The 24,216-nt window shown below is 54.1% G+C and carries 20 protein-coding genes; 14 read left to right on the top strand and 6 right to left on the bottom strand.

All coding sequences use genetic code 11. The features are described from left to right. Positions 1 to 46 precede the first annotated feature (46 nt). Positions 47 to 841, bottom strand: a complete 795-nt coding sequence (locus tag PCI15_RS06205) for a sulfite exporter TauE/SafE family protein (protein ID WP_271273476.1) — start codon at positions 839 to 841, stop codon at positions 47 to 49. A gap of 345 nt (positions 842 to 1,186) precedes the next feature. Between PCI15_RS06205 and cysD the strand changes: the two genes are divergently transcribed. From cysD to PCI15_RS06190, 3 genes are all read left to right on the top strand, one after another. Beyond that, positions 1,187 to 2,104 (top strand): sulfate adenylyltransferase subunit CysD, encoded by a 918-nt coding sequence (gene cysD / locus PCI15_RS06200; protein ID WP_271273475.1) that lies wholly within the window; start codon positions 1,187 to 1,189, stop codon positions 2,102 to 2,104. A 102-nt stretch (positions 2,105 to 2,206) separates the two neighbouring features. After that, positions 2,207 to 3,901: a sulfate adenylyltransferase subunit CysN gene (gene cysN / locus PCI15_RS06195; RefSeq protein WP_271273474.1), complete on the top strand. Its 1,695-nt coding sequence runs from the start codon at positions 2,207 to 2,209 to the stop codon at positions 3,899 to 3,901. A 326-nt stretch (positions 3,902 to 4,227) separates the two neighbouring features. Further along, positions 4,228 to 4,509, top strand: coding sequence for an SWEET family sugar transporter (locus PCI15_RS06190; RefSeq protein WP_271273473.1), 282 nt, complete (start codon positions 4,228 to 4,230; stop codon positions 4,507 to 4,509). A gap of 68 nt (positions 4,510 to 4,577) precedes the next feature. On the opposite strand, the gene iolB is transcribed toward PCI15_RS06190, so the two are convergent. The 4 genes from iolB to PCI15_RS06170 form a co-directional block, all read right to left on the bottom strand. Further along, a complete protein-coding gene (gene iolB / locus PCI15_RS06185) occupies positions 4,578 to 5,393 on the bottom strand; it encodes a 5-deoxy-glucuronate isomerase (RefSeq protein WP_271274589.1) in 816 nt (271 codons plus the stop codon). A 15-nt stretch (positions 5,394 to 5,408) separates the two neighbouring features. Next, on the bottom strand, positions 5,409 to 6,395 hold the full coding sequence (iolG, locus tag PCI15_RS06180; protein ID WP_336296732.1) for an inositol 2-dehydrogenase: 987 nt from the start codon (positions 6,393 to 6,395) through the stop codon (positions 5,409 to 5,411). A gap of 38 nt (positions 6,396 to 6,433) precedes the next feature. After that, positions 6,434 to 7,285, bottom strand: coding sequence for a MurR/RpiR family transcriptional regulator (locus PCI15_RS06175; protein ID WP_271273472.1), 852 nt, complete (start codon positions 7,283 to 7,285; stop codon positions 6,434 to 6,436). A 220-nt stretch (positions 7,286 to 7,505) separates the two neighbouring features. Continuing rightward, positions 7,506 to 8,468, bottom strand: coding sequence for a sugar ABC transporter substrate-binding protein (locus PCI15_RS06170; RefSeq protein ID WP_271273471.1), 963 nt, complete (start codon positions 8,466 to 8,468; stop codon positions 7,506 to 7,508). A gap of 412 nt (positions 8,469 to 8,880) precedes the next feature. On the opposite strand from PCI15_RS06170, the gene PCI15_RS06165 reads away from it, so the two are divergent. The 9 genes from PCI15_RS06165 to PCI15_RS06125 all read left to right on the top strand — a co-directional run bounded on the left by PCI15_RS06165 (position 8,881) and on the right by PCI15_RS06125 (position 20,377). After that, the gene (locus PCI15_RS06165) at positions 8,881 to 10,011 is read left to right on the top strand and encodes an ABC transporter permease (RefSeq protein ID WP_271273470.1); all 1,131 of its coding nucleotides are present in this window, start codon (positions 8,881 to 8,883) and stop codon (positions 10,009 to 10,011) included. A gap of 39 nt (positions 10,012 to 10,050) precedes the next feature. Then, positions 10,051 to 10,905: an ATP-binding cassette domain-containing protein gene (locus PCI15_RS06160; protein ID WP_271273469.1), complete on the top strand. Its 855-nt coding sequence runs from the start codon at positions 10,051 to 10,053 to the stop codon at positions 10,903 to 10,905. 48 nt (positions 10,906 to 10,953) lie between these two features. Further along, entirely contained in the window at positions 10,954 to 12,087 is a 1,134-nt protein-coding gene (locus PCI15_RS06155) for a Gfo/Idh/MocA family protein (RefSeq protein WP_271273468.1), read from the top strand. A 75-nt stretch (positions 12,088 to 12,162) separates the two neighbouring features. Then, positions 12,163 to 14,082: a bifunctional 5-dehydro-2-deoxygluconokinase/5-dehydro-2-deoxyphosphogluconate aldolase gene (locus PCI15_RS06150; protein WP_271273467.1), complete on the top strand. Its 1,920-nt coding sequence runs from the start codon at positions 12,163 to 12,165 to the stop codon at positions 14,080 to 14,082. Between the two features lie 36 nt (positions 14,083 to 14,118). Beyond that, positions 14,119 to 15,969, top strand: coding sequence for a 3D-(3,5/4)-trihydroxycyclohexane-1,2-dione acylhydrolase (decyclizing) (gene iolD / locus PCI15_RS06145; protein ID WP_271273466.1), 1,851 nt, complete (start codon positions 14,119 to 14,121; stop codon positions 15,967 to 15,969). Between the two features lie 29 nt (positions 15,970 to 15,998). Further along, positions 15,999 to 16,898, top strand: a complete 900-nt coding sequence (gene iolE, locus PCI15_RS06140; RefSeq protein WP_271273465.1) for a myo-inosose-2 dehydratase — start codon at positions 15,999 to 16,001, stop codon at positions 16,896 to 16,898. A gap of 125 nt (positions 16,899 to 17,023) precedes the next feature. Further along, positions 17,024 to 18,037 (top strand): type I glyceraldehyde-3-phosphate dehydrogenase, encoded by a 1,014-nt coding sequence (gene gap / locus PCI15_RS06135; protein ID WP_271273464.1) that lies wholly within the window; start codon positions 17,024 to 17,026, stop codon positions 18,035 to 18,037. Between the two features lie 323 nt (positions 18,038 to 18,360). Next, positions 18,361 to 18,729, top strand: coding sequence for a diacylglycerol kinase (locus PCI15_RS06130; protein WP_271273463.1), 369 nt, complete (start codon positions 18,361 to 18,363; stop codon positions 18,727 to 18,729). A 1-nt stretch (position 18,730) separates the two neighbouring features. Further along, entirely contained in the window at positions 18,731 to 20,377 is a 1,647-nt protein-coding gene (locus PCI15_RS06125; protein ID WP_271273462.1) for a phosphoethanolamine transferase, read from the top strand. A 1-nt stretch (position 20,378) separates the two neighbouring features. On the opposite strand, the gene PCI15_RS06120 is transcribed toward PCI15_RS06125, so the two are convergent. Continuing rightward, positions 20,379 to 21,368 carry a GlxA family transcriptional regulator gene (locus PCI15_RS06120; RefSeq protein ID WP_271273461.1) on the bottom strand — a complete coding sequence of 330 codons (990 nt, stop codon included), beginning with the start codon at positions 21,366 to 21,368 and terminating at the stop codon, positions 20,379 to 20,381. A 212-nt stretch (positions 21,369 to 21,580) separates the two neighbouring features. Here PCI15_RS06120 and bcoG point away from each other — a divergent pair, with 212 nt between their 5' ends. Both bcoG and PCI15_RS06110 read left to right on the top strand, forming a co-directional pair. Beyond that, positions 21,581 to 22,498: a 3-dehydrocarnitine:acetyl-CoA trimethylamine transferase BcoG gene (bcoG, locus tag PCI15_RS06115; RefSeq protein WP_271273460.1), complete on the top strand. Its 918-nt coding sequence runs from the start codon at positions 21,581 to 21,583 to the stop codon at positions 22,496 to 22,498. A 79-nt stretch (positions 22,499 to 22,577) separates the two neighbouring features. Next, entirely contained in the window at positions 22,578 to 24,047 is a 1,470-nt protein-coding gene (locus PCI15_RS06110; protein ID WP_271273459.1) for a carnitine 3-dehydrogenase, read from the top strand. Positions 24,048 to 24,216: the final 169 nt, after the last annotated feature.

Raw genomic sequence — 24,216 nt, 5'->3', positions numbered from 1 at the left:
TCACCATTGCTCTTATCACATGTTCAACGACATGCTTTATCAATTTTCACACCAGCATAAAACGTACGCCGATGCCAAACAGCAATACCGCAATCACCGGTTGCAATACTGCGGAAGACAGATACTTAGCTAACTGACTCCCCAAAATCACCCCGGGAACAGAGCCCAGCAGCAAATACCCCAGTAACACAAAATCCAGATTACCCAGGCTGTAATGCCCACTGCCGGCAACGGCTGTCAGAACCACAGCATGGGCCAGATCCGTACCGACTACCTTGCGCATGCTCATGCGGGGGAACAGCAGGATCAGTAATGCCGTCCCTAACGCACCGGCCCCGACAGATGACAAGGTGACCAGCCCTCCCAGCAAAAAGCCTGAGACAATCAGAATCAGATCTTTCGGACCAAAGCCAACCGCCGGCTCTGAGGTATTTTCAACGTCCGCCTGCCGGCTTGCCTGCCAGCGCTGAATTCTTCCCCGCAGGCATAGCACCACAGAGGTCAGTACCAGGCTGATCCCTAAAATCAGATTGACCAGCGCCACCTGACTTTGCAAATTTTCAGCGGTGCTCAGATAGTGCAATGCAAACAGACTGCCCGGCACACTGCCGCAGAGCATCAGAATTACTACCCGCCAGGCCACCAGCCGCTGTCTTGCATAAGCAACACTTCCGGCAAACTTGGTAATCGCGGCATAGGCCAGATCCGTACTGACGGCGGTAACAACCGGTACCCCAAACCCCAGTATAAGCATGGGCGTCATCAGCGCACCGCCACCAATCCCGGTAAACCCCACCAGCACTCCAACAATGGCGCCAGCGATCACATAGCCAATTTCCATTCACCGCTCACTTGTGTGTCTCTTTCAGCAACATTTTCACAATACCCGGTATCAACACTATCAAAACCGACTATTGAAAAATTAATACCTCATATTACTCACAAACCCCTTATTCCATGAAATAATATTTAAATTAACTTCAATAACCAAAACGAATAAGTTGATGGTACCAGTGATTGAGGCCCTATATTCCAAAAAGAAATAAAAAATAATTATTTATTCTTTTATGTTTGATAAATTTTATTGAAATAATAATTACAACAACGAGTCAACCGGTGAAAACAAACCACCTGGCACTCTTTAGTCTAAGACACATTCCTTTGAACATTGATTGAGCACACAGCGATGAGCCTAGTATCACCCCACAAGCTGACCCACCTGCGCCAGCTTGAAGCCGAAAGTATCCATATCATCCGTGAAGTCATTGCCGAGTTTGAAAATCCGGTCATGCTTTACTCGGTCGGTAAAGATTCGGCGGTCATGCTGCACTTAGCGCGTAAAGCTTTCTATCCGGGTAAGCCACCGTTTCCATTACTGCACGTGGATACCACCTGGAAGTTCAGAGAGATGATCGAGTTCCGTGACAAAATGGCTGCCGAAGCCGGTATGGATCTGCTGGTACATATCAACCAGGAAGGTGTTGATATGGATATCAGCCCGTTTAAACACGGTTCTGCCAAACATACAGACATCATGAAAACTCAGGGCCTGAAACAGGCACTGGATAAGTACCAGTTTGACGCAGCGTTCGGCGGCGCCCGTCGTGACGAAGAGAAATCCCGGGCAAAAGAGCGGGTCTTCTCCTTCCGGGACAAACACCATCGCTGGAACCCGAAAGACCAGCGTCCGGAGCTGTGGAATACCTTTAACACCCGTATCGACAAGGGCGAGAGTATTCGTGTCTTTCCGCTATCCAACTGGACGGAACTGGACATCTGGCAGTACATCTATCTGGAAAGCATTCCAATCGTGCCCCTGTATTACGCAGCCGAACGCCCGGTGGTTAACCGTGACGGCGTAGACATTATGGTTGATGACGACCGTATGCCCCTGAACCCTGGCGAAGTGCCTGAAAACAAGATGGTGCGCTTCCGTACACTGGGTTGCTACCCACTGACCGGCGCCGTGGAATCTCAGGCAACAACCCTGCCGGACATTATTCAGGAAATGTTGCTCAGTACGACCTCAGAGCGTCAGGGCCGGGTGATCGATCACGACAGTGCCGGCTCCATGGAACAAAAGAAAATTGCCGGATATTTCTGACGGCGGGCGACGCCGGTGTCATCTCTGATACCGGCCATACACTTTTTATATTTTTAACCATTTGCGTAACAGACGCGCAGATGGAATATCAGGATTAGCACCATGAGCCATCAATCTGAACTGATCGCTGAAGATATCAATGCGTATCTGACCCAACATGAAAACAAAGAACTGCTGCGGTTTCTGACCTGCGGCAGCGTAGACGACGGTAAATCCACCCTGATCGGCCGCCTGCTGCACGATACAAAAATGCTCTATGAAGACCAGTTGGCAGCCCTGCACGCCGATAACGCCAAACAGGGTAATGCCGGTGAAGCACTTGACCTTGCCCTGCTGGTTGACGGCCTGCAGGCAGAGCGGGAACAGGGCATCACCATTGATGTTGCTTACCGTTACTTCTCTACCGATAAGCGTAAGTTCATCATTGCCGACACCCCCGGCCACGAGCAATACACCCGTAACATGGCGACAGGCGCATCTACCTGCGATCTGGCCATTATCCTGATCGACGCCCGTTACGGTGTTCAGGTACAAACCAAGCGTCACAGCTTCATTGCTTCTCTGCTGGGCATCAAACACACCGTGGTGGCGATCAACAAAATGGATCTGGTGGATTTCAGTCAGGAACGCTTTGAAGAGATCAAACAGGACTACCTGAATTTCTCCGCCAACCTGAACCTGCAGGACATCCGCTTTGTGCCGATGTCGGCACTGAATGGCGATAACGTGGTCACTGCCAGCGAACAAACCCCGTGGTACAGTGACGGTTCACTGATGGAAATTCTGGAAAATATTGAACTTGAAGAAGACAACAACCAGCAGGATCTGCGCTTCCCGGTGCAGTATGTAAACCGGCCAAATCTTGATTTCCGGGGCTACTGCGGCACCATCGCCGCCGGCTCAGTGAAGCCCGGTGATCAGGTCACCGTCCTGCCATCCGGCAAACACAGCACGGTTAAATCCATCATTACAATGGACGGCGAACTGACATCCGCCAGCGCCCAGATGGCTGTCACCCTGACCCTTGAAGATGAAATTGATATCAGCCGTGGCGACACCCTGGTGCACAGTGAAGCCGTCCCGGATACCCACGAACGTTTCGATGCCAATCTGGTATGGCTGACCGACGCTCAACTGGAAACCGGCCGTGACTATGACATCAAGCTGGCAACCCAGACCCTGACCGGCAAAATCAGCAGTATCCGCCACCGGGTAGATGTTAATACACAGGATCATCAGCCGGCGGCGAGCCTGAGCCTGAATGAAATCGGCCGTTGTGAAATCACCCTTGAACAGGCAATCATCGCTGATGATTATCAGCAGGTTGCCGGCACCGGCTCATTCATTGTTATCGACCGTTTAACCAATGCCACAGTTGCTGCCGGCATGATCGTCAGCGACCAGCAGACAGAAGAAGAATCGGTACTGACCCACAGCCCGGTCACCGGCGAAGCAAAAGCTCAGCGCTTCGGCCAGAAGCCGTTCAGCCTGGTGATCACCGGTGAAAATGATCAGAGCCGGAGCCAGCTGCTGAACGCGGTGGAACAAAACCTGTTCCGTCAGGGACGCGCAGTGGTCACACTGAACGCTGATGAACTGGGCGATAACACAGAAGTAACCGCCAACTTACTGAATCAGCAGGGTTTAATTGTCCTGATCAGCGCCAGAGAAAATGTTGAGGGAGCCTATCATGTGGACCTTAATGCCGGTGATGCGGAACTGAGCCTGAACACAGACCGCACCTCGGTGCAGGAACAGTACGAAGCCATCATGGAACTGATCAGCAAACAGCTGTAAACCTGTTCGTTTTTCCGGCCGGTGACGATACTGGCTGTCACCTGCCCCTTTAAGCTACCGGACCTTCCTCACCGGTTCCGGTAGCTTTCTTTTATTAAATATTTCAAGCCGTTACAGGGGAAGCCTTCTCCCGTTAAAACATCCGGTCAGCCAGCCAGCGTTCGCCTCTGCAGAACGTCATCAATAATTCATATAAAACTGCCCTGCCGTATCTTGTGCACAGCAACATCACTCCCTATAATCGCCGCCCTCTGATAACTGAAAATGCTTCGCAGCCACCTCATTACCCGGTTGCTACAGCAACATTAGCACCTACCGGAACACCTATGGACGCCACTACCCTGATTGGCCTGACTGCCGCTTTTTGTACCACCGCTGCTTTTATTCCGCAGGTTATTCAGATTTTGCGGACCGGCAATGTCGATGGCATTTCCCTGCTGATGTACAGCATCTTCACCTGCGGCGTCGCCATGTGGCTGACCTACGGCATCATTGTGGATGACCTGCCAATGTTGCTGGCAAACCTGATCACTCTGGTACTTGCTCTGGCAGTACTGGGGCTGACTATCTACAAACGCAGCCAGCAACGCCGTAAGCCTGGTATCTGACACCTGAAAAGCCTCCATCAAAAAGCCCGTCATATGACGGGCTTTTCAGTGTCAGGCACAGTCGGTCATCATGTCTGCCGGTCTGCCTCAATGATCCATTCATGATCCGGGTCATTATGGAAAATCCAGTTCCGTGACGGCCCCGCCATAACATTCAGATAGTAAGACTCGTAACCATGGGGCACACCCACCGGGTGATAGCCTTCCGGGACCATTACAACACCACCGTTTTCCACACTCATGGTTTCATCCAGGCTGCGGTCATCGGTATACACCCGCTGGAAAACAAATCCCTGCCCCGGATTAATCTTATGGTAGTAAGTCTCTTCCAGATGGGTTTCTTCAGGCACGTTATCCGTATCATGTTTATGGGGCGGATAACTGGACCAGTTTCCGCCCGGCGTGATGACCTCACAAACCAGCAGACTTTCCGCCTCCATATTACCGAACAGAATATTGCAGACGTGCCGGCGGTTAGTGCCCACGCCGCGGGTCTCATACTGACACATATCCGGGGTAATCAGCCGTGCAGGAAACCGGCCACTGCCCGGCGCCCGGCAAACAGCCAGCTCCAGATCTGTCAGTGCAGTGACCTGATATTCATCTTCAGGCGGTGCATACACGGCATAAGGCGCCTGTTGCTCAAAAACACTCATACGCTGCCCTAACCCGGACCAGTGTTCTGCACTGGTGCTGACATCAGCCTTTCCGCTGACCAGCACCAGACACACTTCCTGATCTTCCGTTGCCAGTGCCAGACGGTCACCGGCTTTCAGCTGATAGGCTTCAAACCCGACATACTGCCAGCCCGCTGAGGCTGGGGTAACTCTCTGAATACACCCGCTGTTATCCGGTGCGGTCACCGGAGAAAGCAATTTCGACATCATCCTCTCCCTGAATTAAAGCAGTACTGCAGCACCGGTACGCAACGACTCAACCGCCGCCTCCGCTAACCGTAATGACTGCAGGCCATCATGGGTATTGGCGACAGGCTCAGCATCACCGCCGATACAGGCAATGAAATTATCCAGCTCCAGACGGTACGCTGCTTCATAGCGTTCCAGGAAAAAATATTGTGGTTTGGCCGACCGGGAACCGGCACTGTCAGTCACAACAACGGTATTTTCCAACTGATTATTCGCCTGAACCATGCCTTCAGACCCGAAAGCCTCAATGCGCTGATCATAGCCATAACTCGCCCGGCGGCTGTTACTGATCTGGCATAACTTGCCGCTGGCGGTTTTAAGGGTCACCAGTGCGGTATCCACATCACCGGCTTCACCAATGGCCGGATCAACCAGACAACTGGCGGTCGCATACACTTCCACCGGTTCTTCTCCCAGCAACCAGCGGGCCATATCAAAATCATGAATCATCATGTCACGGAACAAACCACCGGAAACGCCAATATACTCAGCCGGCGGCGGCGACGGATCACGGCTGGTAATCGTCAGCATTTCCAGCGTACCGATACTGCCGTCACGAACCGCACGCTGCAGATTACTGAACTGCGGATCATAGCGGCGGTTAAACCCGATGGAACACACCACGCCACTGGCTTCCACGCTGGCCAGGCAGGCTTCTACCCGGGCAACGTCCAGATCCACCGGTTTCTCACAGAAAATCGCCTTGTCGGCGGCGGCTGATAACTCGATCAGGTCAGCATGGGTGTTGGTGGAACTGGCAATAATCACCCCGTGCAGCTCTGCATCTGCCAGCGCCCGTTCCGTACTGACCACATCAGCACCGTACAACTGCGCCAGTTTCTGCGCAGCCGGAGCATACGCATCAACGATATATTTGATGTTTACCTGCGGGTGACGGGCAACGTTGGCGGCATGAATTGCGCCAATCCGGCCGGCACCAAAAAGACAAAGATTGATCATATAAAACTCTCTTTGACAGGTGCCGCCATCGCCCGGATTCAGACGATATCCAGCGCCTGCTGTTTATCTAACCGATAAGCAAGACCTATCGATAATGACTGTGCCAAACATAAGGAAGAAGCCAGTGAACGGAACGCATGCACTTCGGCTTCTTTTACCACAAAGCAGGCCGTGGCCTGCGACGCCAGCGGACTCAGCTGGCTGTCGGTGATGACGATCAGGGGAACCCCGCGCTCAACGGCTACCTGAGCAACATCCTGAGTTTCTCCCGCATACGGATGGAAACTGATCGCTACCACCGCATCTTCGGCGGCAAAGGTACTTGCCTGTTCCCGGTACATCCCGCCGACACCATCAATCAGGTAAGCGCGGTGATCAATATGCCGCAACGCATACGCAAAATAACTGGCCACCACAAAGGCCCGGCGCACACCGACAATGTGCGTCGCTTTTGCACTGGCAAGAATTTCCACTGCCCGTTCCATTTCTGCGCCATCCGTCGTTTTACTTAACGTATCCAGCGCCAGCGTATTCGCCCGGACAAACTGCTCCAGCAACTGATCCGGTGCCTCCCCTGTATCACCGGACTCCTGCCGGGCAATACGGATCCGTTCCTGATAACTCGGCGCTTCCTGCATCAGCTTTTGCTGAAACAGGCGCTGCATCTCACTGAACCCGGTATAACCGAATGAATTGGCAAAACGCACCAGGGTTGAAGGATGCACCCCGGCATCCTTGGAAATAACCGCCACAGTATCAAATGCAATCTGACTGGGATTATCCACCAGATACTCAGCAACCTGCCGCAACCGCTTACTCAGCCGGGGATGGCATTCCGTAATCGCTTGTTTCAGTTCAACCAGACTTTCAGGGGCTTTTTCCAACAGCATAATCGCTCTCACTCACAGGACTCAGGCTGCATATTTTTCCTCAACCCTGAGGAAAATGGAATAAATTTTCCAAAATCAGTTAATCACTGGCTTAACACAAAAACCGCAACCGGGGCCGTGATCCCCGGCTGCGCACCATTCCATGGCGGCGTATACCTGCATTCTGACTACTTTGTGATACGTCACGACATCCTTATCTGTTCATATTAGAGGTAAACCGTTAACGGACTTCACCGGCCAGTTTCTCAACCTGCAGGATATTATCTTTAGTGATAAAACCCGGGCCGGAGTTGATATGGTTAGACGGCGCAATCCCGTAACGGCTGTACAGCGCCAGCGTCATAACCGGTACATAGCCCTGCAGATACGGCTGCTGATCAATTGCAAAATCAATTACCTCTGACTTAATCGCCCCGGCAATTTCAGAACTCAGGTCAAAAGTACCGAAATAGATGTTGCCCGCCTTACGGGTTTTCTCAAGTGCCCGCAGTGTCGGATGGGCAGACGTCGGCCCCAATGTCAGGACGGCACCGGTATCATCATTGCGACGTAAATATGCCTGCACCTTCTTTTCGATTTCAGACGGATCTTTACCCACATCAATCATCTGGCTGCCCAGCTCAACACCCAGTGCATCAGCAAACCCCTGACAACGCTCAACAGAGGCCGGGTTTTCGATGTAATGATTCACACATACAAAGCTCTTCACACCTTCAGCTTTAGCACGCTTACCGGCACCAAAACCGGCATCATATTCAGGCTGACCGACATGCAGTAATGCACCCAGTTTTTCAGACTGCTGCTGGGTACCCGAGTTAATGGTAATGACCGGGATGCCCTTTTTAACCGCTTTACCGATCGGACCGCGCAGTACGTCATAATCTGCAATCGTCACAATCAGGCCATCCGGATTAGAGGCAACGGCCTGCTCAACAATCCGGGCCATATCAGCCAGATCGCCGGTTGGTGGATTACGGTATTCAACCTTTGCCCCTACCTGATCACCCGCCTCTTTGATGGCGTTCTTGATGGTATTCCACCAGGAATCAGAGTCATCAGCATGGCTCACCAGCACGAATCGCTCATCGGCAGCCTGTACAGCAGTAAAAGGTGTCATCATGGCACCGGCGGTTGCCAGGCCTGCAAACACGAAGGCCTTCGTGGTAGTAAGTAGCTTTTTCATTTTCGCCTCCTGGCTCAGCATATTGCAAAGTCTTTGCCGGTTATGACGCCCCGGTCACTTCACTCATCCAAACCTGATATTCTTATTTTTAATTTGATAGAACATTTGTTCTATTTTTTAAAATGAGCTTTCCCGTTCATCTTGTCAAGCAGAAAAATGCCACAACCGCGCCGCGTAACTTGCAGATTTCTGACCGGCCGCAAGAACACACTTAATGCAAAAAACATAACATTAAAAAATTTTCATTCCACTTAATTGCAAAAATAGAATTTTTATTCTATCGTCATTCCAGACCTGTCTGACCATTCAACCGTACTGCCTGTACAGAACGGTTGCTGTAACGACAAAAAATAAAAATGATCTGCGATTCCAGCCGGAAAACAGATCTGAAAAAAAACAGGTTAACTAAGCTATGTCCACAATGACCACACCCGCGCAGCAAGCGCAGAAGAGCCCCCCCCGGGACGAACGGATACGTACAGAATCCTCATTAAAAAAACTGCTTACCCGCCCTGAGCTGGGTTCAGTTTCAGGCGCGATTCTGATGTTCATATTCTTCGCCATCGTTGCCGGTGACTCCGGCATGTTTAATGCCGACGGCATCATGAACTGGACAACCGTCTCAGCGCAGCTTGGCATTCTTGCCATTGGTGCCTGCCTGCTGATGATTGCCGGAGAATTCGATCTGTCGATCGGTTCAATGATCGGCTTCGCCGGCATGATGATCTCCATTCCCGCCCTGTACTGGGGCTGGCCGGTCTGGACAGCAATCCTGTTTGCCTTCGCCGGCGCCATGCTCATCGGCTTTATTAACGGCTATATCGTGGTAAAAACCGGCCTGCCTTCATTTATTGTCTCGCTGGCATTCCTGTTTATTCTTCGCGGACTGACCATTGCCCTGTCTATTCTGTTTACCAACAAAACCATTGTGTCCGGTGTTTCTGAAGTCGCCGAAGGCGATATTCTCGCGGCTGCTTTCGGCGGCCAGATAGGCACAAGCCTGTTTAGCTGGCTGGGAACAAACGGCTGGATAGAAGTCTATGCCGACGGCACACCGATCGTAACAGGTATCCCCATGGTCATCGTCTGGTGGCTGTTGCTGACGGTTATCTGTTCTTTTGTCCTGCTGCGCACCCGTTTCGGTAACTGGATTTTCGCCTCCGGCGGCGATGCAAAAGCCGCTAAGAACGTCGGGGTACCCACCGACCGGGTAAAAATCATGCTCTTCATGTTCACCGCTTTCTGTGCCACCGTATTCGCTGCCTGTCAGGTATTCGAATTCGGCTCTGCTGCTGCAGACCGCGGCCTGCTGAAAGAATTTGAAGCCATTATTGCCGCAGTAATCGGCGGAGCGCTGCTCACCGGCGGATACGGCTCCGTGATCGGTGCCTGTTTCGGTGCGCTTATATTCGGCGTGGTGCAGATGGGCATCTTCTTCACCGGCATTGACTCGGACTGGTTCCGGGTATTCCTTGGGGTCATGCTGCTGATTGCAGTGCTGTTCAACAACTTCATTCGTAAAAAAGTAACCGGCGCACGGTAACTGAACTGACACGGACTGAAACATATTAGGAGCAGCACAATGAGCGATTACATACTGGAACTGAAGAAGGTCAGCCGTTACTTCGGTTCAGTCATTGCCCTGAAAGACATCGACATGAAGGTAAAGCTCGGAGAAGTTCACTGCCTTCTCGGAGATAACGGAGCGGGTAAATCCACCCTGATCAAAACCCTGGCCGGGGTACACAAGCCCTCAGAAGGTGAATTTTTGCTGGACGGTCAGGCCACTGAATTTGAATCCCCCAAGGATGCGCTGGATGCCGGTATTGCCACCGTTTATCAGGATCTGGCACTGGTCCCGCTGATGAGCGTCACCCGTAACTTCTTTATGGGCCGGGAACTGACCAAAAAGATCGGCCCGTTCAGTGTGTTTGATACCAAACGGGCCAACGAAATCGCCCGTGCGGGACTTGCAGAAATGGGCATTGATGTCCGCGACCCGGAACATCCGATAGGCACCATGTCCGGCGGTGAGCGCCAGTGTCTGGCCATTGCCCGGGCGATTCACTTCGGTGCCAAAGTCCTGATCCTTGATGAACCGACCGCCGCTCTGGGGGTAAAACAGTCTGCCAACGTTCTGAAAGTAGTCGCCCGGGCCCGGGCCCGTGGTCTGGCGGTCATCCTGATTACCCACAATGTACATCATGCTTACCCCATTGCCGACCGCTTCACTCTGCTCAACCGGGGTAAGAGTTTAGGCTCCTGGCTGAAAGAAGATGTCTCCCGTGAAGAAATTCTGGAAATGATGGCCGGAGGGCAGGAACTGGAAGATCTGGAAAGTGAATTGGCGGAATTTACCCGCACAGATGCAGCCGCCAAAGCAGGCGAAAGCAGTGCCTTTGAAGCAGCCTCAGCAGCACAGAACGCCCATCACTGATAAAAACAGTTTGTTGCAGTTTTCTGCAACCATGAGAGAACACGCTATATGAAACAGGTTCGCATCGGACTTATCGGCACAGGTTACATGGGCAAAGCCCATGCGATTGCCTATAAAACAGCCTCGGCCGTTTTTCCCCTTAGCGGAGAAATCGTCTGCGAGATGCTGGCAGAAGTCGACCCTCAACTGGCAGCAGCCAAGGCCGGAGAGTTTGGCTTTAACCGTTCCACTGGCGACTGGAAAACACTGGTCAGTGATCCGGCCATTGATGTGGTTGATATCTGCGCACCCAACTTCCTGCACAAAGATATGGCACTGGCGGCCATCGCAGCCGGTAAGCATGTCTACTCGGAAAAACCGCTGGCCCTGAATGCCGCCGATGCGCTGGAAATGACCGAAGCGGCAGAAGCAGCCGGCGTTAAAACCCTGGTCGGTTTTAACTATATGAAAAACCCAACGGTTCAGCTGGCAAAAGAAATCATCAGCAACGGCGAGATCGGCGAAGTCGTGCACTTTCGCGGCACCTTCAATGAAGATTACCTGGCCGATGAACAATTACCCTTTACCTGGCGCTTACAGCGGGAATTTTCCGGCTCCGGTACCCTGGGCGACATGGGTTCCCACATTATTAATATGGCGGAATTCCTGGTTTCCCCAATTACTCAGGTGTGTGCGGACCTGCAAACGGTCCACCAGCAGCGGCCAGTCCCGGATCAGCCGGGCCGCACCGGCACGGTAGAAAATGATGATCAGGTACACATGATGGTGCGCTTTGCCAACGGTGCCATAGGGACACTGGAATCCTCCCGGATTGCCTGGGGCCGTAAAAATGGCCTCTGGTTTGAAGTCACAGGTACCCGGGGCAGCCTGATTTACGATCAGGAACGCCTTTCAGAGCTGCAACTTTACACGGCTGACGACGCCAGTAACCGGCAGGGCTTCCGGCGGATTCTTACCGGGCCGGAACATCCTGATTATGCACACTTCTGTGTAAGCGCCGGCCATGGCCTGGGCTTCAACGACATGAAGGCGGTGGAAGTCCGGGATCTGATCGAAGGGGTTCTGGCCAATAAACCCATGTGGCCGGATTTTCGTGCCGCTTATGAAGTAAACCGTCTGCAGGATGCAGTCGAGCAGTCACACGCTGAAGGTCGCTGGATCACACTGAACAGACACGAATAACAACAGCCCGGTACACCGGGATCAATACCATTTTTTGTCGCCCGCTGTATTCGGGCACTGAGGAGCTTTACACCTATGAGTCATGAAAAAACACTGGATGTCATCTGTCTGGGCCGGGCGGCAGTCGACCTGTATGGTGAACAGGTTGGCAGCCGGCTGGAAGATATGTCCGGCTTTGCCAAATATCTGGGTGGCTCCTCAGGGAACATTGCCTTCGGTACCGCCCGTCTGGGGCTGAAGTCAGCCATGCTTACCCGGGTGGGCAACGAACACATGGGCCGCTTTGTCACTGAAGAGCTGGCCCGCGGCGGTGTTGATGTCAGCCAGATTACCACCGACCCGGAACGGCTCACCGGGCTGGTAATCCTCGGCATTAAAGATCAGGAGACCTTTCCGCTGATCTTCTACCGCAGAGACTGCGCCGATATGGCAATCCGTGCCGAAGATATCTCACCGGAATTTATCGCCTCCAGCCAGGCTCTGCTGATCACAGGCACTCATTTTTCCACCCCGCAAACCTGTGCAGCCAGCAAACAGGCAATTGCCTGTGCCAAACAGGCCGGCACTAAAGTAATCGTTGATATCGACTACCGACCGGTTCTGTGGGGCCTGACCACTCCCGGTGACGGCGAAACCCGTTTTATTTCCGATGACAGCGTATCTGCTCACCTGCAAACCATTCTGCCGGACTGCGACCTGATCGTCGGGACCGAAGAAGAAATACACATCGCCGGCGGCAGCACAGACACCCTCACCGCGTTGCGCACAATCCGCAGCCTGAGCGACGCAACCATTGTGCTCAAGCTGGGCCCGCTGGGCTGTACCGTACTGGACGGAAAGATTCCCGCCAGCACCGATGATTTTGACGTTTTCACCGGCGTCAGAGTCGATGTGCTGAATGTACTGGGTGCCGGAGATGCATTTATATCCGGTTTCCTGCGGGGCTGGCTGAGAGGGGAAAGCTATCAGCAATGCTGTACCTACGCCAATGCCTGTGGCGCGCTGGTGGTCTCCCGCCACGGCTGCGCGCCGGCGATTCCGTCAGCCGAAGAACTGGATTACTACATTGCCAACTCAGCAGATATTCCCCGTCCGGACCTTGATGACGAACTCAACTACCTGCACCGGGTAACCACCCGGAACCCGAAACAGTGGCAGGAAATCTGTGGTCTGGCATTCGATCATCGCCGCCAGTTCTTCGATCTGGCCCGTGACACCGGTGCCGATCCCTCACACATTACCTACCTTAAGCAGTTACTGGTAAAAGCCGCTGAAAAAGGCGCCCTGACTGCCGGACTGGAAGACAATATCGGCGTACTGATCGACGATACCTATGGTCAGGATGCCCTCAATGACATTACCGGCCGCGGTTGGTGGATCGGCCGTCCAGTTGAGCTGCCCTCATCCCGGCCAATTGAGCTGGAAGGTGGCCGCAGCATCGGTGACCGTCTGAAAACCTGGCCCCGGGAACACGTGGTTAAATGCCTGATCTTCTATAACCCGGAGGATAGTCATGAACTGCGTCTGCAACAGGAACGTCAGGCCCAGGAACTTTACCGGGCCTGCTGTAACAGCGGCCATGAACTGTTGCTGGAAATCATTCCGCCGAAGGACAGCCCGGTCACTGACGACACCCTGGCCAACGCCCTGCAGCGTATGTTCAACTTAGGCATCCGCCCGGACTGGTGGAAACTGCCCTGTATGTCCCGTAACGCCTGGCAGAAAGTCAGTGACCTGATTGCCAGCCGCTCCCCTCACTGCCGCGGCGTCGTTATGCTCGGCCTTGATGCACCGGCCGCAGAACTGCAGGCGGGCTTTGATCAGGCCGCAGGCTTCGATATCTGTAAAGGTTTCACCGTAGGCCGGACCCTGTTTGTGCAGCCCAGCCGCCAGTGGTTAAACGGCGACATTAACGACCAGCAACTGATTGATGCGGTGGCCGCCAACTATGTAGAACTGATCGGTTTCTGGCGGAACCGCAAAGCACCGGTCTGACAAGACCGGTTAACTGACAGCATTAGGAATACACATATGAGCACCATCCGTCTGACGATGGCCCAGGCACTGGTAAAGTATCTGGCCGCCCAGCACACTGAAATCAATGGCCAGCTGCAGCCCCTGTTTGCCGGCGTGTTCGCGATTTTTGGCCACGGTAACGTCGCCGGGCTCGGGGAAGCCCTGTATCAGGTACGTGAACAACTGCCCACCCTGCGTGCCCATAATGAACAGGGAATGGCCCATGCCGCCATCGCCTATGCCAAGGCAAACAACCGCCAGCGGATGATGGCCTGTACCACCTCAATCGGCCCCGGCGCTGCCAACATGGTCACCGCCGCCGCGCTGGCCCATGTAAACCGCCTGCCGGTCCTCTTCCTGCCGGGGGACACCTTTGCCAACCGCACCCCTGATCCGGTTCTGCAACAGCTTGAAAACTTCACCGACCCGGGCATTTCCACCAACGACTGTTTCCGGCCGGTTTCCCGCTACTTCGACCGCATCACCCGCCCGGAACAGATCATTACCAGCCTGCCACAGGCACTGCGGGTACTGACTGACCCGGCTGAATGCGGCCCGGTCACCCTGGCGCTGAGTCAGGATGTACAGGCTGAAGCATACGACTACCCGGAAAGTTTTTTTGCCCTGAAAGTCCACCGCCTGCGCCGTCAGCCAGCGGATAGTCAGGAACTGGCGGATGCTGTTAAAGCGCTGCAACAGGCAAAACAGCCGCTGCTGGTTGCCGGTGGCGGGGTGCACTATTCCGACGCCTGCCAGCGACTGCAGCAATTCGCTGAACAACACAATATCCCGGTAGCTGAAACCCAGGCAGGCAAAGGTGCACTGGCCTGGGACCATCCCAACTATGTGGGTGCGATTGGCGTGACCGGTGCCGCTGCCGCCAACAAAATGGCCGACGAAGCCGATCTTATTCTGGCGGTCGGCACCCGCTTACAAGATTTCACTACCGCCTCCCGTACCCTGTTCAGCGATAAGCCGCTGATCCAGCTGAATGTCGCCGGCTTTGACGCCATCAAACATAACGCCCAGCCTCTGGTGACCGATGCGCGGCTGGGTCTGCATATGCTCAGTGATCAGCTGCAAAGCTGGCAAGCCGGCCACCACTGGCTGCAAACCGGCCAGCAGGCAATTGCTGAATGGAACGCTTATTACGACACAGTAACCGCCGCAGAAGGCATAGAAACACACACCGGCCTGCCTTCCGACGCTCAGGTACTGGGAGCAGTCAAACGTGCAGGCAGTCCGGAAGACGTCATCGTCTGCGCCGCCGGAGGTTTACCGGGAGAGTTACACAAACTGTGGCGCACCGACCATCAGAAGGGCTATCACCTGGAATATGGCTACTCCTGCATGGGATATGAAATTGCCGGCGGCATGGGCGTCAAGATGGCCAGCCCGGAACGTGAGGTGATCGTGGTTGTCGGCGACGGCTCCTACATGATGCTTAACTCAGAACTGGCCACCAGCGTGATGCTCGGCCTGAAAATCATCGTAATTGTTCTGGACAACCGGGGTTTTGGCTGCATCAACCGTCTGCAAAACGCCACCGGCGGCGCGGCATTTAACAACCTGCTGGAAAATTGCCAGAGCACCGAACAGGGTGCCCCTAAACTGGACTTTGCCGGCCATGCCCAGGCCATGGGCGCCCTGGCTGAAAAAGTCACCGGCATCAGAGAACTGGAAAGAGCGATGCTGCGTGCCCGCGACGCAGAACAATCATACGTTATTACCCTGGACACCGATCCGTACTGCACCTCAGAAGGCGGGTACTGGTGGGATGTTGCAGTGCCTGAAGTGTCTGCCCGCGACAGCGTGAACCGGGCACATACAGATTATCAGGATGCCAAGCGTAAACAGCCTTACTGAATACGAGTATTTTTTTGGAGAACACAGACATGACCGTCCGTATCGGTATTAATCCCCTGACCTGGACCAACGACGACCTACCGTCACTGGGTGCGCAAACCCCGCTGGAAACCTGCCTGAGCGAGGGTAAACAGGCAGGCTTCGCCGGCTTTGAACTGGGGAATAAGTTTCCCCGCCAGTCTGACGTACTGGGCCCGATTCTGGATAATCACGGCCTGCAGCTGGTATCCGGCTGGTTCAGCGGCCAGTTGCTGACCCGCAGTATTGAAGAAGAACTTGCCGCCATCGAAGACCATCTGACCCTGCTGCAAAACCTGGGAGCTACCGCCATGGTGTACTGTGAAGTAACCGGCTGTATTCACGGCGACCAGCAAACACCGGTGTCCCGGCGTCCACGCATGCCGGCGGATCAGTGGCAAAGCTACGGGGAAAAGCTGACAAAGGTGGCTGAGTATACCCGCTCCCGGGGGGTAAAGATTGCTTATCATCATCACATGGGCACTGTCATTGAAACCGAACAGGAAATAGACCTGCTGATGCAACATACCGGTCCGGCGGTTGGCCTGTTACTGGATACCGGCCATCTGACCTATGCCGGAGGCGACCCCATCGCCGTGCAGCAACGCCATGCCGCCCGGATCAACCACGTGCACTGTAAAGATATTCGCGCCAGTGTGCTGGCCGATGTAAAGAACCGGGACATGAGCTTTCTCGATGCTGTTTTGAATGGTGTATTCACCGTCCCCGGGGACGGCTGCATTGATTACGCGACCCTGTTCCGGGCCCTGAAGACCTCCGGCTATTCCGGCTGGCTGGTTGTGGAAGCCGAACAGGACCCCGCCATTGCCCACCCCCTGACATACGCCACGATGGGTGCGAATAACCTGAAACAGCTGTGTCAGGATGCAGGCATTACGCTAAGTCCCTGAACCTGAGATACAAACCGGGTATGCCTGGCAGAAATCCTGCCATGCATACCGGGTATAAATGCCAACTTCTGCCCCCTGGCACCCCATCAAGTAAGCTTTGTAACCCTGAACCTGAGGAGTCACTTATGAACACAATCCGGGTCGCGATTAACGGTTTTGGCCGCATTGGCCGTAATATCCTGCGGGCACTGTACGAATCCGGCTACCGGGATAAAATTCAGGTGGTGGCCATCAACGATCTGGGAGATGCCGGAATCAATGCCCACCTGCTACAGTACGACACGGTTCACGGGCGCTTTAACCAGCCGGTATCCGTCGAAGAAAACCAGCTCACCGTTGCCGGAGACCCAATCCGGATATGCTCACAACGCAATCCGGCAGACTTACCCTGGCAGGCACTGAAGGTCGATGTGGTGTACGAATGTACCGGCCTGTTCACCAGCCGGGAAAGCGCCGCTGCGCATTTACAGGCCGGTGCCCGTAAAGTCATCATATCCGCCCCGGCCAGCGACGTGGATGCCACCATTGTGTATGGCATTAATGATCACCTGCTGGATGGCAGCCAGACAATCATTTCTAACGCATCCTGCACGACTAACTGTCTGGCACCGGTTACCAAATTACTGAATGACAGCATTGGCATTGAAAGTGGCCTGATGACAACCATTCACGCCTACACCAACGATCAGAAACTTAGCGACGTATATCACACTGACCTTTACCGGGCCCGGGCTGCCGCCCAGTCGATGATTCCGACCAAAACCGGCGCAGCCTCTGCCGTCGGGCTGGTACTGCCAGAACTGAAAGGCAAACTGGACGGTATGGCGGTAAGGGTGCCAACCATTAATGTTTCTCTGGTGGATCTGAACTTTATTGCTGCACGTAACACCAGCACTGCAGAAATAAACAGTCTTATAGCAGAAGCCGCCGGCGGTTTCCTGAAAGGGATTCTGGAAGTTAACGAGCTGCCGCTGGTATCAGTCGATTTTAATCACAACCCGGCCTCCTCCGTATTTGATGCTACCCAAACCCGGACCAATGGCCGGCTGGTTAAAGTCATGGCCTGGTATGACAACGAATGGGGCTTCTCTAACCGGATGCTGGATAACACACTGGCGCTGTGTCAGAAAAACCTCTGAGACGCGGGGCGCATCAGTAGCGCCCCCTGACGATAACACCCGCCAAAGAGCTGTTCGCTGATCCCTGCCGCTGCAATACAGTGAAGCAGCAGAGATCAGCAGCTCTTTTCAGTGACGCCTGCGTTCCGAATTAAAATGAATATCTGACCACCCTGACCGCCCTGTCTCCCGGTCAACCGCCGGCTGAGCATTAGCTTACTGCCCGGCGTTACCTCCTGCCTGACACTCGCTGCCGCCTGCTCCTCCAGGGCAGGCCAGCACTTCGACATTTTTTCCACAGCCCGTCCCGATAATAGCCTGCATTTAACCACCCGGAGACCACTATGAAACCCGGTTATACAGGCCTGAAACGGCTTTGCTTTGCTACCGGATATTCGATCAAAGGACTGATCGCGGCCTGGAAACACGAGGCCGCCATCCGCCAGGAAACCCTACTGCTACTCGCAGGTACAGTTGTTGCGGTACTTCTTCCGGTCACCCAGACCGAACGGATCCTGCTGATTGGCAGCCTGATTATTCTGCTGATTACCGAGCTGCTCAACTCAGCCGTTGAAGCGGTGGTCGACCGGATTGGTCCGGAACACCATGAACTGAGCGGCCGCGCCAAGGACATTGGCTCAGCGGCAGTGTTTGTCTGCCTGCTCGGTACCGCCGCCCTCTGGATAACTCTGTTACTGCCTCTGGTGTACTAAGATGTCATACCCAGCTGTTCTGCAACGCCTCAGGCTGCCGCAACTGAGCATTGCTCAGATGACCTTCTGCCTGACACTTTATTATGTGCTGATACTTAACCTGCCCCTTTTCAGGGAGTTCTACAGTATTCTTTCTGCCGCTGATGCGGTGAAAACCGGTTTTGTCATATCCATCCCCTTCTTCATTTTTGCCGTTATCTATCTGGTGTTTAATCTGGCGGTCTGGCCCTACATTACCAAGCCACTGTTCAGCCTGATTCTGATCACGTCCAGCATGGTCAGCTACTCCATGTACAACTACGGCATTTATATCGACTACGGCATGGTGGAAAATATCTTTGAAACCGATACTGCCGAAGCCAGTGCCTATGTCAGTCTCTATTCAGCTTGCTGGGTATTGCTGCTGGGCATCCTTCCGGCGCTGCTGCTGATCAGCACCCGGCGGCGCAAACAGACGATCCTCTCACTGCTGCTGGAAAAATGCCTCGGGATTGCCACAGCAGTGGGCATTATTCTGGTGATCTTCTGGCTCTACTATCAGGATTACAGCTCGGTTGGCCGTAACAATCACTACCTGAAAAAGATGATTGTCCCCACCGAATACATCTACAGCACCGCCAACTACGTCAATCAAACCTACCTGACCGAACCTGTCAGCCATACGCAGATTGGCACGGATGCGCAGCAAAAACCCGCCGCCACCCGCAGCGAAAAACCCACCCTGATGGTGTTTGTACTGGGCGAAACCGCCCGGGCACAAAACTATGAACTCAATGGCTACCCCCGGGCAACCAACCGTTACACCCGGGATATGAACGTCATTTCATTTCAGGACGTCACGTCCTGCGGTACCGCCACAGCACTCTCTGTGCCCTGTATGTTTTCAAACCTGAACCGCGAAGATTACGATAAACAGATAGCCGCTAATCAGGATAACCTGCTCGATATTCTGCAAAGGGCCGGCATCGATATACTCTGGAAAGAAAATGACGGTGGCGATAAAGGCGTCGCTGACCGGGTGAAAAGCGAAGTCATCGAGCGGGGCAGCAGCCATCCGCTGTGTAACGGTAAAACCTGCTACGACATGGCCTTGCTGGATAACTTTTCGAATAATGTCAGCAGCCTGAAAAACAACCGGCTGATCGCCCTGCACCTGATCGGCAGCCACGGCCCGACCTATTACCAGCGCTATCCGGCAGAGTTTAAAGCCTTTACCCCTGACTGCCCCCGCAGCGACATAGAGAACTGTGAGATCAGCGAAATCGTCAACACTTACGACAACACCCTGCTCTACACTGACTATGTCATCAGCCAGACCATTGAAAAACTGAAGGCACTTGAATCAGAGTACAACACGGCACTGTTTTATATTTCTGATCATGGGGAATCGCTGGGAGAAAACGGTGTGTTCCTGCACGGCATTCCCTATCTTCTGGCACCGGAGACCCAGAAAAAAGTCCCTCTGATCACCTGGTTCTCAGACGGTTTCCTGCGTCAGAAGAACCTCAGTACTGATTGCCTGAAGAAACAGGCCCAGTCAGGCAGCTATTCCCATGACAATGTATTCCACAGCATGCTGGGGATCATGGACGTGACAACATCTGTCTACACCCCTTCGCTGGATCTGTTTGCTGAATGCCGGCAATAAGCTATCGACTGCGGGCCTCACGCCGGTAACGGCTGGGGCTCTCACCGTAAAAATTGCTGAACTCCCGGGAAAACACCGCCAGTGAATTAAAGCCGGTACGCACCGCAATTTCCTGCATACTGTGACGGCTGTCCACCACCAGCCGCCGGGCAGCCTGAAGCCGCAGACGCTTATAATACTGATGCGGGCTGATATCCAGCCGGCGCCGGAACAGGTTCTCCAGGCTGCGCACACTGAAGCCAAGGGCATCCGCCACTTCCTGGGTTTTTAACGGGCTGTCCAGATGCGCTTCCATCATCCGCACCGCCGCACTTAGCTGCGGCTCATGTTGTTCCAGCGCTCCCAGAGATACCAGCGGTTGCGGTGAATCTGCCTGAGCTTTACCGTCATAAATAAAGGCGCTGGCCACTTCCAGTGCCAGGGTATGCCCGTAACGGCTGCGGATCAGATACAGAATGAGATCGAAGGTTGGTGCCGCCCCGCCCGTGGTAAAAATCCGGCCATCCACCACATAACGGTCAGGGCGTACCTCTACCCTTGGATAGCGGTCCCTGAAATCCTCAAGATCTTCCCAGTGCGTCGTCGCACTCTTACCTTCCAGCAGCCCGGCCCTTGCCAGCACCCAGCTGCCGGATTCTACTCCGCCCACATAGGAGAAATCCCTGGCAAACTGTCTGAATCCGGCCAGCCGCTGTTTATCCATATGCTTCTCATGGTGAAACGCGGCAATGCAAATCAGCAGATCACGCTGCAACGCTGTGTCCTGCATGGTCGATTGCATTGAGCCCTGTGGATGAATCGGCTGCCCGCAGGACAACACCGCCGGCTCCCCGTCCAGAGTAATTACCCGCCACGAAAATAACGTGCGCCGGGAAATCCGGTTAGCCGCCCGCATGGTATCCAGCGTCGACGCCAGTGACATCAGGGATGAATCCGGCATCAGCAGAATCACCACATTCAGACTGTCATTAGCAGGGCTGAACAAGCTCATAAATACCACTCCGGTCAGAAAGAAAACCCATTAAAATCGCAAAAAAACACCCGTCTTTTGCGCAAAATATCAAATCATATTCGCTAAGTGCAAACTAAACAGGCATACCCCGTGCAATTATTGGCATATTCCGGTGCACAACAACGGGAACAATCCCTGTGCTCCAGCAAACAACAATAATCCAGTTAAGACTGATATACGCGGAGCCCGCTATGCCTTTACAGCCGAATACCAAACCTTTCATTACCTGTGCCGTAACCGGTTCCGGCGGAACCCAGGACCGTTCCCCTCATGTACCGCGCAGCCCGGAGCAAATCGCCAACGACTGTATCGATGCCGCTAAGGCGGGTGCCGCTGTCGTTCACTGCCACGTGCGTGAGCCTGACACCGGCAAGCCAAGCCGCCGGGTTGAACTGTACCGCGAACTGACCGAACGGGTCCGTGATGCGGAAGTGGATGTTGTTCTGAACCTGACTGCCGGTATGGGCGGCGACATCGTATTCGGTAACACCGAAGCGCCGTTCCCACTGAACGAAGCAGCGACGGATATGGTTGGCGCAACCGAGCGTATGGAACACGTACGCCAGTGCCTGCCGGAAATCTGCACCCTGGACTGCGGCACCATGAACTTTGCCGAAGCCGATTACGTGATGACCAACACCCCGGGCATGCTGCGGGCAATGGGTAAAATGATGACAGATCTGGGCGTGCGTCCGGAAATCGAAGCATTCGATACCGGTCACCTGTGGCTGGCCAAACAACTGGTATCCGAAGGCATCATCGAAGATCCGGTCATGATCCAGCTGTGCATGGGCATCCCATGGGGTGCCCCGGATGATCTGAACACCTTCATGGCCATGGTAAACAATATTCCGGAAAGCTGGACCTTCTCTGCTTTCTCTATTGGCCGTAACCAGATGCCGTTTGCTGCTGCCGCCATGCTGGCCGGCGGTAATATCCGCGTCGGTCTGGAAGACAACCTGTGGCTGGGTAAAGGCCAGTTGGCAACCAACGCCCAACTGGTAGAAAAAGCCGCGACGATCGTCACCAACATGGGGGCTACCCTGATGACGCCGGCGGAAGTACGGGAAAAAATGCAGCTGACCAAGCGCGCCCCGCTGGCACTGTAAAACCGCCTGAACATCAGCAGCCACCGGGCTGCTGATTTGTCTGACCGCCCCACTGGGCCCGAGATAGAAAGAGACAGATATGAATAAAATTGCAGCCTGTATAGGCGGTGGTGTTATCGGTGGCGGCTGGGTCGCCCGTTTTCTTTTACACGGCTGGGATGTCCGCCTGTTTGATCCGGCGCCGGATGCCGAACGCAAAGTTAACGAAGTCATCAGTAACGCCCGTCGCGCACTGCCAGCACTGGCAGATGTTGCAATGCCTGAAGAAGGCACTCTGACGCTCTGCACCACACTGGAAGAAGCTGTCAGTGAAGCACAATGGATTCAGGAAAGCGTGCCGGAACGCCTTGACCTGAAACACAAGGTGATGGCCTCCATTCAGGCTGCCTGCCGTACTGATGCCATTATCGGCTCCTCCACGTCCGGGTTTAAACCGTCGGAACTGCAGGAAAGCGCGGCAAATCCCGGCCAGATCATGGTCGCTCACCCGTTTAACCCGGTCTATCTGGTGCCGCTGGTTGAGGTGGTCCCAAGCGAGAAGTGTTCGCTGGAACAGGTTGCAGCTGCTAAAGATATTCTGGACGGCATCGGCATGAAACCGCTGGTTGTTCGCAAAGAAATTGATGCCCACATCGCCGACCGGCTACTGGAAGCTGTATGGCGGGAAGGCCTCTGGCTGATCAACGATGATGTCGCCACCACTGAAGAAATTGATGACGCTATCCGCTTTGGCTTCGGCCTGCGCTGGGCGCAAATGGGCCTGTTCGAAACTTACCGGATCGCCGGTGGTGAAGCAGGCATGGCGCACTTCATTGGCCAGTTTGGCCCGGCACTGGCCTGGCCATGGACCAAGCTTATGGACGTACCGGAACTGACCGATGAACTGATTCAGAAGATCGCTGATCAGTCAGATGCGCAGTCCGGTATGTACGACCTGCGCCAGCTGGAACAGATCCGGGACGACAACCTGGTGGGTATCATGCGGGTTCAGAAAAATGCCGACTGGGGTGTGGGTGCCATGCTGCGCGAGCACGATCAGCGGCTGAAGGCAATGACCCCGGAACAGGCTGCACCTGAAATCAGCGCCGAGCCCCTGCCAATGTTCAGCGGTAAAGTACTGCCCGCATGGATCGACTACAACGGCCACATGAATGAAGCAAACTATCTGCGGGTATTCAGTGATGCCACTGACAACTTCATGGCGTTTGTCGGCGTAGATGATGACTACATCCAGGCCGGCCAGAGTTACTACACCGTAGAGACGCATATTCGCCACCTGGACGATATAAAGCTGGGGCAGGGCGTTGAAGTCCGTACCCAACTGATCGCCCAGAGCGCGAAAAAAATGCACCTGTTCCACTTTATGTATAACCGGGAGACCGGCGCACTGATCGCCACCGGCGAACACATGCTGCTGCACGTGGACATCAATGCCGGAAAAACCTGCCCGGCAACAGAGACTGTACAGGCTAAGCTTGCCGCTGTATTTAACAGCCACGCCGACTTGCCTGTACCGGAAGGTGCAGGGAATGCCATCGGGAGCAAATAGCCCGGATACATTCAGCGGTTCTGCTACCTGAACCGGCCCCCCGACGGACTGCCTTTGCAGTCCGTTTTAGGTTTTATAATCATAAACTTAATGCACCACGCGAAAGTCATCATTGTGACAGATAAAACGGTTCCCATACGTTATGCATCATGTATAGTTTCAAAACACT

The organism is Aliamphritea hakodatensis, from assembly GCF_024347195.1.
Classification (GTDB): domain Bacteria; phylum Pseudomonadota; class Gammaproteobacteria; order Pseudomonadales; family Balneatricaceae; genus Amphritea; species Amphritea hakodatensis.
Note: the sequence above shows the minus strand (reverse complement) of the source record. Positions and strands in the feature narration are given on the sequence as shown.